This window comes from Belliella buryatensis, assembly GCF_900188245.1.
Taxonomy (GTDB): Bacteria; Bacteroidota; Bacteroidia; order Cytophagales; family Cyclobacteriaceae; genus Belliella; species Belliella buryatensis.
Map to the genome: position 1 here is coordinate 124,402 of NZ_FZOK01000011.1, position 11,690 is coordinate 136,091.

An 11,690-nucleotide genomic window follows, 5' to 3' on the forward strand; every position below is an offset into this window, starting at 1 on the left:
ATACTCTACTATATAATTAAAAAAAAAAGCGGCTAGGTAATCCTAGTCGCTTTTTTGATTTTAAGAGTTATTTGTATGAAGAAAAGCTTAAAGGTATTATTTTTCTATGCTAATCGACCCAGAGCTGACGGAGCCATTGACCATTTTTGAAGAACCATTATTGATCTGTAGCACTTTCCCTTTCGAATTATTCCCCACTCGCAATGATCCTGAAGAGGCTCTTAAATTATAATTGTAATCCTCAATATTAGACGTAGTTTTAATCTTTATACTCCCAGAAGTAGACTTTAAATTGGTCAGGTCTGATAAGCCTGATTGTGTAAACTCCGCAGAGCCTGAGACTGAATTTACAGATTCAATTTGTTTAACCTCTGATAGTTTCGCACTCCCTGAGCTAATCTTAAGTGATAAAGGTCCATCAATCTGACTCCCTTTCACTGATCCACTCACCAAACTAAGGCTAGCCTTGCCCATGATGTCTGTGATGGAAGCAGAACCTGACGAGGCACTCATGACCAAATCACCTTTCAATCCACTTATGTTTATTCTTCCTGACGAAGCTTTGGCTTCTAAAGCACCTGTAATATGAGAAACATTCATGCTACCAGAAGCTACACTGATCTTTGTTTGTGCTGCTGACACCCTTTCCACTTTGATAGAGCCTGAACCCGCACTTAGTTCCAAAAGCATTTGCTCTGGCCCTACTATTTTAATATAGCCTTTAGTTTGACTACCTCTCCAAGAATTACTGCCACTATTATTTTGCTGATAAGTGATTTTCAACACATCTCCAACGGCTACAAAAATAACATCCTGATTTGTATTGGTGGACTCCAAGTAGACATCTACGCTTACATCTTGTTTACTCGGATCTCCTAAGTATTCCATCTCCAACATTCCACTACTCACTTCGATCCTCTGGATTCCAGCAAAATTCCTTTGTGTATCAATCAATACCTCCTTTTGAGCCATTGATTCGGATGAAATTATTAGAGTAAGTATACCACAAATTGTATAAAATATGTTCTTAAATATTTTCATTGGTTTTTTAATTATAAGATGATACCAAAACTAATTGCGTTTACTCTGGGGCCTTTGTTCTTTTGGAAATATTCGTTCAAATCATAATTGAAAAAGAAGTCTGTCCCTCCTACTCCTAATGCTAACCTTGCACCATATCTATAATTGTTAGCAAACATGTTATTCCGATCAAAGGTCTTGTTTTTAGAACCTGATTCGTCTTCAAAGACAAATTTCCCCCTCCCACCTAATCTATAACCAGCATATGGCCCAACTCCTATTCTGAACTTGCCATTGCTAGAATGGAAAGTTGGAATTAAACTCAAGTTCACATATGAAGAAGTAATTTTAGATTTTGTTCCTTCTCCATCTTCAAACTGTTCGAAAAGAATTCCATCAGCCCCTCTTTGGGCGATCAAATTCCTGTCTTCAAATTTAAAATTGAACCAATTTACACCTATGGCTGGATTCAAAGAGAAGTTTTTGCCAAGCTTATATTGATGCTGATAATTGATCCCCACCATCCAACTACCCCAAGGTTTTACTTGTGGCGCTGCATCATTTTCCAGCCAAGTGTTGATCCCCAAATCAAGATTGAGGGATCGCTCGTGCCTACGCTTCTTTTTCCCTTCCATATCAATTGCACCACCTTCTGTCTTTAAGCTCCAGGTTTTATCTTTATACTTTTCATAATGCCATTCCTCACCAAACATTTTAAAATCACGAGTCTTCACAACATCTTTACCAACAGTATCTTGCTCTTGAGCCAAGATGCCCCCTAGACACAACATAACCATGGTCATTGTTAAAAAAAGCTTTGTCATATAATTATATTTTACTTTTCGGATTTAATAAAACTTTCAACTTTGTATTTTAAAATATCACACCAAATGTGATTGGGTGTAATTCAGGTCCTCGACCGTCTTGGAAGAGTGTATTGAGATCATATGTTGAGAAGAAATTGAATCTACCTACACCTACCTCTCCTCTCAAACCATATCTTAAATTGTTCAAATAAGTGCCTGTATTAAGCTTCTCTTTTCTTCTTCCTCCACCATCAAGTTCTCTATAAACATACTTGCTTCTACCACCTACACGGTACCCAACATATGGCCCTGCAGCTATCCTCAGCCCTTTATCACCATTATCATTCATCCTTCCAAAATCCAATTTGAGTAAAGACTGAGCAGTCAAATAAGATGCGGAAATCTTGCTTTTGAAACCGTTCACATCTGTTCTTTGGATGAAATCTATTTCTCCATCACCTCTCACGGCTTGAAAATCTCTATTCTCAAATTTGAAATTATACCACTGGAAACCTATCCCAAAATCCCAATAAAAACCTTTAGAGATTCGTTGAGATGCCATCCAGTTCAATCCAACATTCCAACTTCCCCAGCCTTTAGTTGCATAAGGCTCTGCTGAAGAAGGGAAATTACCGTCTCCATCCAAATAAGTATTGATACCCAGGTCTATGTTAAAAAAGGTGCGAAATGTTTGTTCTTTTTTTACTTTTTTCTCACCTGACTCAACCTTCACTTTGGTATTTCCTCCTGATTCGTCTACAGTCACCCTTACCCTTCCGACTGTCACTTCAGTCTCGGGTCCTTGTTCTCTGACTGTGATGATTTCCTTGTTTCCAATCATAGCTTTTTGTTCTACAATATTCCACTCACCGGTTTCTTTATCTAGCTCTACATCCAATTGACGAATGATTTCATTCACATCCATTGACTTGAGTTTATCGAAGTCCTCTTTACTTTCTATGATTAAAACAATCTTACCAGATTTACCAAACTCAACAATGATGCTGTCTTTTTCTGCAAATCTTTCCATGCGGCTGTTTCCAAAAGCAAACTGTACTACAGCCATAAAACCGAATAACAACAAATATTTTTTCATAAGTCTTTAAATCAAATTTTGCTTATTTACTTCTCTCTTTTCTAGTGGTGATTGTGGCAAAAAGATTGTTCTTTGCATCCTGCAGTTCTGCAAAACCCTGATCTACTTTGTTTAGAAACCCACCTATTTTTTCTACTTTTTCCTCAATTTCATCTATTAGTCCTTGCTTGGCAGGTTCGGCTTCTTTGATGCCACTTCCTCGGATGGTGATAGTGTATGACACTTCTTCCTGCGTATCCTCAATTTTGGCTTCTGCCAAAGACTCGTCAATTTTTAAATCAGGCAACTTCAATTCTGGCAAATTCAGAAGCGCACTGCTCATATCTATCTCATTCTTAACTTCAGCTACCAAACCCTGCTTTTTCTCTGCTCCCTCTTTCCTAGAAACTTCAACATTCATAGATGCTGCTTTTGATGATGGTTTAGAATATGCTCTATTAATCTGTGGTTGTATTTGATTTTTTGAATCATCGTTAGTAGCTTCCTCAACTTGTATAAGGTCAACATCTACTCTGCTTTCGGTCTCTAGATTAACTTCGGCAGGAACAGATTCATTTATGGCTACCTGAATATCCTCTTGGACTAAGTCATTTGACAGGAACCAACCTAGATATGCTAGACCAAGTAATACCACAACTGAGGCCGCTATTCGCATGAATGGGAAATAAATCCCACCCCTCCTTTGAGACAGTTGACCTTCCAATTTTTCCCAAGCAAGTGCTGAGGGATTTATTTCATGATTAGCAAGTTTATTTCGGAACAACTCGTCTAATTTTTTATCTTGTTTAGCCATTGATTCTCCTTTCTTTAAGTTCTTGCGCGGCTATTTTTTGCTTTAGCAAATTTCTACTTCTGTTCAATTGGGACTTTGAGGTACTTTCAGATATCCCCAAAAGTTCTGCAATCTCTGCATGACTGTAACCTTCCACTGCATAGAGATTAAATACGGTTCTGTAACCTGTGGGTAAGCTAGTCACTAAATCCATCAGCTCTTCAGCTTCAAGATGGTTAGATTCATAACTTGGTTGAATGTAGTCTCCTTCTTGATCTAAATTGACTTCCATAAGTAAGTTCTTATTATTTCGGAGCGTAAGCAGTGATTGGGTTACAATCACCCTTTTCATCCATCCTTCAAAGCTTCCTTTGGACTCAAACTGATCGATTTTCTCAAAGATCTTCATGAAAGCTTCTACCAATACATCCTCTGCCAAGTCTCTATCTTTGATATATCTGAGGCAGATCGAATAGAATTTTTTAGAGTAGCTATCATAAAGCATACGTTGAGCCTTTCGGTCTCCCTTTCTGCATCCTTCGATGATATCTTGTTCACTTCTAAAAATTCTATTTCCAAACATTGTAAATCGTCTTTCAAGTAGGTAGATGCAGGTTCTCAAAAATTGGTTGCATGAAGTTGTGAAAAAAAGTTAAATTTTATCAATCATTCTTAAATGGATTAACAAAAATGATTAAAAAATAAGGCAAGAGCATAAAAAAGGGAGTTTTGAAAACCCCCCAAATGATCAATACTTAAATTAACAGCAATATATACTGCTCACTCAAACATATCTTTGACTACCAGTACCCAGTCCTTATCCAAAACCAAGTATCCAAAATCAAAGCAAAACTCATACTGACCACCTTTATAATTGACTAATAGGTGGGTATGATAAAGAAAATTATAACCTAGCTTCAGCATTTTATTTCTCGGAACTCTCACATTTCCTACTCCCTCAGCATACACCTTTTCTAGAATTTTCCTATTTAACCGTAATTGCTTGTAAATTTTGACAACGCAATCATTGGTTTCCTTACGATGGATGTTGTTATAAGCATTTCTACATCCATCATCGCAAAACACCTTGTCCGAACGACCATAAATAGGTTCGTTGCACTTTTTGCAGTACCTTTTTTCTATTATCATAAAAGTAGCAGGTTTAAAAGTTATACAACAAATTGAATTACAGCATTTTAAAATTAACTAAATAATCACTTTGAAAAAATACCCTGTACAGGGTATTTTTTACCAATTCAAAAAGTAAGATATGGCTTAATCTTATTAACCCATTCTTCTGTAAATATCCGAACTTTGAATAAATCCTCGGCCGAGGTGTATGGTCCATGTTGATCTCTGTAAGCTACAATTACCTTTGCAGATCCATAATTGATGTATGGATGCGTGGCAAGTAGCTGAACGTCTGAAGTGTTTATATCAATCTTTTTTTTGACACCAGGTATAAATTCAAAATAATCAAATATTCTTTCGCTTACTTCTGGCGTCATCCCAAAGACATCAAGCAACTGATCCATGCTGTGCATCCCTCCTAGTCCATCTCTGAATTTAATAATCCTTCCAGCCATAGTTTGCCCTACTCCAGGCACAATTTGAAGAACAATTGAGTCTGCTTCATCAAAGCTTAATTTCTTATAGACCTCTTGTCTTCTATTACTAGAATTTTTTCGAGAGGTGTCAGAAATATAGTTTTGATAGGTAGGCATAGACCCTATCTTCATCCAACCACTCTTTTCCAAACTATCTAATTGAGCATGAAAATTAACCAAATCCAAAGGATCTTCTCTTAAAAAAATTTTCTCATATACAATTGGAATCGCATAGAGTATCACAATAATTGGCAGTAATAAAACGAATCCTCTAGATTCCCTATTAGTGAATCCAAAATAGGTTTTGAAGAAAAAATAAATCTTTTTGACCATATCTATGAACAATAAAATGAATGAAAAATAAATCCAATCCCACCTAATAGATCGTATCTATAAGTCATAAGTTAATAAAATTGGATTATGAAGTCAAGAATGTCGACATTTGTGTTCGTAGTAAGAAGATAAAACCGATTATTTAGACAGATTTTAAATTATTCAGACATTCTCCAAAATTTTCTTTTGCTCTGTTTAATGAATTAAATTTGTACCGTAAATTACCTGAAATGCAAAACAACTTTAGAGCTATAAGTTTATCCCACAAGAATGCACCTGTACAAATCAGGGAGATCATTTCTTTAGACGAGGCATCTATTCATTCCCTTTTGGTTAAGCTTAAGGAGTTTTTCAGCATTACAGATACTTTAATCTTATCCACTTGTAACAGAACTGAGATTTACTATTCCCACGACCTTGACTTAAGTACTGAGATCATCAAACTTATAGGTGTGGAAAAAGGCATCACAGGTATAGTAGATTACTTAGAATACTTCAAAATATTTAACAACGACAGAGAAGCCATTGATCACTTATTCAAGGTTTCAATGGGGCTAGAAGCTCAGGTGATTGGTGATATGCAGATCGCAAGTCAAGTAAAGAGAGCTTATCAAGCATCTGCTGATCTAGATATGGCGGGTCCATTTTTGCATCGATTGATGCATACTATATTTTTCACAAATAAAAGAGTGGTGCAGGAAACGGCTTTTAGAGACGGTGCCGCATCTGTATCTTATGCAGCTGTTGAGTTGATTGAAGAATTGACCTCAAATACTTATCAACCAAGAATTTTACTCATAGGTGTTGGAGAAATCGGTGAGGATGTGGCTAAAAACATGGTTCATTTGCCAGAGGCGAAGGTCACCATCACTAACAGAACCTATGATAAAGCAAAGGCTTTAGGTGAAGAAATGGGCTTTGAAGTGATCTCTTTCGAAAATGCTGTTGACGCAATGAAAGGTGCAGATGTGATTGTATCTTCTATCATGAAATCTGAGCCTTTTATCACCAAGGAATTGGTGAGTCAGTTTGAAATTGCCAGCTATAAATTGTTCATCGATCTATCTGTACCAAGGAGTATTGAGACTTCAATCGAAGAAGTTCCAGGGGTGTTACTATATAATGTAGATAATATCAGAAGTAAAGCTTCCGAAACGTTAGAGAAAAGATTAGAGTCGATTCCAAAAGTAGAAGCTATTATCGAGGAAAGTATAGAAGAGTTCTACAATTGGAAAAAAGAAATGATGGTGTCTCCAACCATCAATAAATTGAAAAATGCTCTGGAGCAAATCAGATTAGAGGAAATGGAAAGATTCCTTAAAAATGCTGATGATAATGAAAAAGCTATCGTTGAGAAGGTAACAAAGAGCATGATGCAAAAAATTCTTAAAGTGCCCGTAGTTCAGTTAAAAGCTGCTTGCCAAAGAGATCAGGCTGATCAAATGATAGAAATTCTCTCGGACTTATTTGACTTAGAAAAAGTCAGCGATAAAAAAAGCTGAAAATATTTAGAGGATGCTAAATAGCATCCTTTTTTTATTTCTCCATATGTCCTGTTATTTTTTGAATTGCAGATTCAAAACGCTTATTTTACCACCCAAATTACTTGATTTATGAAGATTATGAGTTTGATGAAGCTAGGACTTCTTGGAATAGGCTTAACTGTTTTTTCTTTTTCTACTATAGGACAAACTTGGGAAATTTATGATCAAAATCTAGAGCTGAAGTCTCGTATCTTGAATGAAGATATCAAATTCTTGAGCGAACAAATTAGAATCGGAAAAACTGATAACACAGTAAATTTATTAAGTAAAGATTTCAGGCCATTCCTAAATCTCAAAGGACACAGTATCAATCAGATTATCGAACCTTGGATCATCGTAGAAAGTAAGCAGGGTTTTGGAGCATTTCACGAGTATGGAGAAGAGATTCTCCCCCTCGAATATGATGAAATCCAAACATTCTATACTCGCCTACTTGCGAAAAAAGGAAATAAATACTGGGTCTATGATCGCACAAATAGAACCAATAAAATGATTGGCGAATTTGAAAACGCAACACTCGCACTTAATGGCCAAGTCATAGCAAGGGGACCACTTGGCTATTTCTTACCAATTTCAACTGATCCAGATCGAATCTATAAAGAAATAAAAGAAGTCAATGAGAATTTTATAATATCTAAGGAGGAGAGCGGCTATGGCTTAATCAATAGAGAAGGGCGATATGTATTGGAGCCGATCATTGACCATATGGTTCATTTAGAAGATGATTACTTTTATGCTTTCGATGGCAACCAATATATGCTAATCAAAGGTCGAGAAGAGAAAGTTGACATCAATTACACCAGTTATCATAAAATCACATTTGAAAATGATATTCTACTCGAGTATATCCACGGCAAACTCAGAAGAGTCATGAAAAATGATGGTATACTTTTAGACATGACGGGGATGGAAGCTGTGAAGCAAGTTGGAAAAAACTGGTACAACATCTACACTAGAGAGAAAAAAGTGGGGCTTTTAGGAAATTCTGGCTGGGAAGTAAATCCGATCTCAGGAGTAGATGCTATACTGCCTGGAAGTGAAAACCTCTATCCATCCATCAAGGATGGCAAATTGGGATATATCAATAAATCAGGATCTTGGGTAATTGAAAATAAATTTGAAGAAGCGAGACAGTTTTCAAATGGCTTGGCAGCCGTAAAACTCAATGGTCAGTGGACTTACATCAATAGGCAAGGAAATCTAAACCTTCAAAACACCTATGAAGATGCTAAAGATTTCCATAGAGGACTGGCGATAGTCAAAAAAGAGGGTAAGATTAGCTTAATTAACACAAATGGGGACAATATCACAGAACATGCTTATGATAAAATCTCCTTACTACCTGACAACTACTACCTGACAGAGATTGGGGGGAGTTTTGGATTAATTAACCCTAATGGAAAAGAAATTCTTTATCCTCAATACGAGCTTCTGAGAAGAGAGTCTTCTGATGTTATTCTAGCACGAAAAGATGGGAAATATGGAATTCTTGACGAGGAAGGGAATTTTAGACTACCCATCCATTATCAACAAATCCTCTTCGACCCTTCTTCCAAAAGTATTCTTGCCGAAGACATTACACCTATTTTCCCTATTGAAATTGACGTAAAGGCCAATAAAAAACGAAAAGCAGATTAAATACATGATGATTATCCTCAATTATACCAGTAGGTGAATATTTCAAATGTAATCATACAGAAATAAAAAAAATACAAATACTTCTTAGCCACTACCCTACTCCTTCAAAATATAACATGAAGGATGATCCCCATTTTATATTATTCATCTCAACTAAGCAAATAGAGATCTTTAATTTCTATATTTGAATTTGAACCTCTTCTAATGAATATACAGCTCAATCAGAAAAAAGTATTTTTCGCCTCTGATTTTCATCTAGGTGCACCTGATGAAACATCTAGTAAACAGAGAGAAGATAAAATCATTCGATGGCTAAGCAGTATTGAAAATCAGGCAGCCGCCATTTTTTTGGTAGGTGATATATTCGATTTTTGGTTTGAATATGACAAAGTAATCCCTAAAGGATTTATCAAATTCATTTCCAAAATCTCCAACTTAAGAGATAAAGGAATTCCCATCTTCTTTTTCACTGGCAATCATGACTTATGGATGAAGGATTACTTCAGCCAAGAATTAGGTATACCCATCTACCATCAACCTATTGAGATGACCATAGAAAACAAGCATTTCCTAATTGGTCATGGAGATGGGCTAGGGCCTGGAGACCAAACCTACAAGATGCTTAAAAAGCTGTTCACTAACCCCTTTTGCAAATGGTTGTTCAAATGGCTTCATCCTGACATCGGCATCAGAATTGCTCACAGATGGTCTAGCAATAGTAGACTAACTAATATGGGTAAAAATGAAGATCATTTTAAAGGAGATGATGAATGGCTCTGGGCATATTGTAAGCAAATCAACCAAATTAAAACAGTTGATTATTTCATCTTTGGCCATAGGCATTTACCATTAGACCTACCTGTGAGTGACAATTCTAGATACATCAATCTAGGAGAATGGGTAAGCCAATTCACCTATGCTGTTTTTGATGATGACGGACTAAACCTCAAAAAATTCGAAGGATGAAAAAGCTATTTTTGATCATTCTATTCTTATGGCAATGTCCAAATCTTTGGGCGCAAGAAAATGAATGGCCTGAGCCTATTGTAATTAAACAAAACCGGATAAGTGCTGTATCCTTGGACAATCAGGACTTCATCATGATGGCCAATCAAGAGGGTGACATTTACCAATATGACAGGTTTGGTGAATTTGTCAATAACTTTTCCCCGAGTCGCCAAGGACGTATAGACTTTTTAGAAGCTACTTGGACTGTCAATATTTTCACATATTCTATAGATCTCCAAGAATACAGGATTCTAGACAGGTTTCTCAACCCTATAGCCGAAAATAGAGTTCAGACCAAGGGTATCAATTTAGGGAAAGCTGCCACCTTAGGCAACAATAATATCATCTGGATCTATGACGAATCAGATTTTAGCCTTAAGCAATTCGATCATCGAAGAAATCAAATCATTCAGCAACAACCACTCAATTTGATCTTGACAAATTCTGATTTGATGATTCAGGAAATCAAAGAATATCAAAACTTGGTATTTCTACGCATCAAAGACGAGGGCATTAGTATTTTGGACAACCAAGCCAACCTAATCAAAATACTTCCATTCAATACAAATCAACCATTAGCTTTTAGAAAACAAGAATTGATTTATGTACAAAATGGACTAATTAATTTTGTGGATTATATCAATGCTACACCCTCCTCTTTCGCAAATCCAAAAGAAGTGAAGAATCATGCAATTTTAATTTCTGATAAGGCTGTCATTTTTTACAACTTATCAGAAATTTTGATCTATGACAAGGCTTTTTCACCTTTAAATCAGCGATAAACGATACATCTTATAAAAAATTGTTAAAAGCTTTCATTTTTCTGCAATAAACTGGTTTGATTTTTGCAATTTTGCACTTCATGAACAAACCTATAAACCTTAAGCCTAAAGTGACCATTTTAGCATCAGCTGTGATGTTAACTCTGTTGTCTTTTTCGTTTGATGCTTTTGGTCAGATTTTTAAGAAAAGAACTAAAGTCGAAACTGAAATCTCTTTCCCCTCTTCTCTGAATAGAGAAATGGTGGCCTTTGATTTACAATCTGAAGGAATAAAAAAATTCACCATTATTCTAGAAAAAAAACCGACAGTAATTACAAAAATTAAAGTATTCGATACACTTGGAAACTTAATTCACGAAGACAGAATCAATCCGGAGGATGGGAACAAGAAGACCTTCGACTTTTCAAACGTTCAAAGTCAACTATTTGTAGTAGAAGTAGGAAACGCGAAATACAATATTACCAAAAGTATCTACGCTATTCCTCCTGGAAAACGAAGTGGTAGTAATGCACAGGTAAATGAATAAAAAAGTCGCTGAATTAAAAATTTCAGCGACTTTTTTATTAACATGATTAAACTTTCCTTAAGCAATTTCTACTAAAGTGATATCGAAAATCAAATCCTCACCAGCAAGAGGGTGATTAGCATCCAAAGTAATCTTCTCTTCATCTACAGCTACTACTTTTACTGGCATAGGCTGACCTTGAGGCCCTTGAAGTGTCAAGTCCATCCCCACTTCAGGACTGATATTAGCAGGAACCTCTGCTCTTGGAATATCCACCATCATATCATCTCTTTTTTCACCATAGGCTTCATCAGAAGGGATAGTAACAGATTTTGCTTCCCCTACTTGCATTCCATGAACAGCCGCATCAAAACCTTTGATCATATTTCCATCTCCCAAGGTAAACTGAAGTGGCTCTCTATTTTCAGAAGAGTCGAACACTATTCCGCTTTTCAATTTACCAGTGTAGTGAACTTTTACTGAATTTCCTTTACTAGCTAATGACATAATTATTTTTTTGTTATTTATTGTAAATCATAAAGGTAGGTATTTTTGATAGGGATAAAAACCTAAGCGGA

General features: G+C 36.1%; 13 protein-coding genes. 5 read left to right on the top strand and 8 right to left on the bottom strand.

Going from position 1 to position 11,690, the window contains the following annotated elements; translation table 11 throughout:
* Nucleotides 1-96 precede the first annotated feature (96 nt).
* The 7 genes from CHB66_RS12295 to CHB66_RS12325 all read right to left on the bottom strand — a co-directional run bounded on the left by CHB66_RS12295 (nucleotide 97) and on the right by CHB66_RS12325 (nucleotide 5,634).
* On the bottom strand, nucleotides 97-972 hold the full coding sequence (locus tag CHB66_RS12295) for a DUF4097 family beta strand repeat-containing protein (protein ID WP_089241364.1): 876 nt from the start codon (nucleotides 970-972) through the stop codon (nucleotides 97-99).
* Between the two features lie 80 nt (nucleotides 973-1,052).
* Complete coding sequence (locus CHB66_RS12300) at nucleotides 1,053-1,844, bottom strand: porin family protein (RefSeq protein ID WP_089241366.1); 792 nt, start codon at nucleotides 1,842-1,844, stop codon at nucleotides 1,053-1,055.
* Between the two features lie 49 nt (nucleotides 1,845-1,893).
* Nucleotides 1,894-2,922: a hypothetical protein gene (locus CHB66_RS12305; protein WP_089241368.1), complete on the bottom strand. Its 1,029-nt coding sequence runs from the start codon at nucleotides 2,920-2,922 to the stop codon at nucleotides 1,894-1,896.
* Between the two features lie 22 nt (nucleotides 2,923-2,944).
* Nucleotides 2,945-3,715: a hypothetical protein gene (locus CHB66_RS12310; RefSeq protein WP_089241370.1), complete on the bottom strand. Its 771-nt coding sequence runs from the start codon at nucleotides 3,713-3,715 to the stop codon at nucleotides 2,945-2,947.
* Nucleotides 3,708-4,277, bottom strand: coding sequence for an RNA polymerase sigma factor (locus tag CHB66_RS12315; RefSeq protein ID WP_089241372.1), 570 nt, complete (start codon nucleotides 4,275-4,277; stop codon nucleotides 3,708-3,710). The genes CHB66_RS12310 and CHB66_RS12315 overlap by 8 nt, the downstream gene beginning before the upstream one ends.
* A gap of 197 nt (nucleotides 4,278-4,474) precedes the next feature.
* Nucleotides 4,475-4,843, bottom strand: coding sequence for a hypothetical protein (locus CHB66_RS17225; protein WP_089241374.1), 369 nt, complete (start codon nucleotides 4,841-4,843; stop codon nucleotides 4,475-4,477).
* Nucleotides 4,844-4,950: 107 nt separating this feature from the next.
* Nucleotides 4,951-5,634, bottom strand: a complete 684-nt coding sequence (locus CHB66_RS12325; RefSeq protein WP_089241376.1) for a ComEA family DNA-binding protein — start codon at nucleotides 5,632-5,634, stop codon at nucleotides 4,951-4,953.
* A 230-nt stretch (nucleotides 5,635-5,864) separates the two neighbouring features.
* On the opposite strand from CHB66_RS12325, the gene hemA reads away from it, so the two are divergent.
* From hemA to CHB66_RS12350, 5 genes are all read left to right on the top strand, one after another.
* Nucleotides 5,865-7,136 carry a glutamyl-tRNA reductase gene (gene hemA, locus CHB66_RS12330; RefSeq protein WP_089241378.1) on the top strand — a complete coding sequence of 424 codons (1,272 nt, stop codon included), beginning with the start codon at nucleotides 5,865-5,867 and terminating at the stop codon, nucleotides 7,134-7,136.
* Between the two features lie 111 nt (nucleotides 7,137-7,247).
* Entirely contained in the window at nucleotides 7,248-8,816 is a 1,569-nt protein-coding gene (locus CHB66_RS12335; protein ID WP_245812724.1) for a WG repeat-containing protein, read from the top strand.
* A 204-nt stretch (nucleotides 8,817-9,020) separates the two neighbouring features.
* The gene (locus tag CHB66_RS12340) at nucleotides 9,021-9,782 is read left to right on the top strand and encodes a UDP-2,3-diacylglucosamine diphosphatase (RefSeq protein WP_089241380.1); all 762 of its coding nucleotides are present in this window, start codon (nucleotides 9,021-9,023) and stop codon (nucleotides 9,780-9,782) included.
* Entirely contained in the window at nucleotides 9,779-10,606 is an 828-nt protein-coding gene (locus CHB66_RS12345; protein WP_089241382.1) for a hypothetical protein, read from the top strand. Before CHB66_RS12340 ends, CHB66_RS12345 begins: the two co-directional genes overlap by 4 nt.
* An 80-nt stretch (nucleotides 10,607-10,686) precedes the next feature.
* Nucleotides 10,687-11,133 carry a T9SS type A sorting domain-containing protein gene (locus tag CHB66_RS12350; RefSeq protein ID WP_245812725.1) on the top strand — a complete coding sequence of 149 codons (447 nt, stop codon included), beginning with the start codon at nucleotides 10,687-10,689 and terminating at the stop codon, nucleotides 11,131-11,133.
* Between the two features lie 57 nt (nucleotides 11,134-11,190).
* Here the strand turns inward: CHB66_RS12350 and CHB66_RS12355 are convergent, their stop codons facing one another.
* Nucleotides 11,191-11,619 carry an FKBP-type peptidyl-prolyl cis-trans isomerase gene (locus CHB66_RS12355; RefSeq protein WP_089241386.1) on the bottom strand — a complete coding sequence of 143 codons (429 nt, stop codon included), beginning with the start codon at nucleotides 11,617-11,619 and terminating at the stop codon, nucleotides 11,191-11,193.
* Nucleotides 11,620-11,690 lie beyond the last annotated feature (71 nt).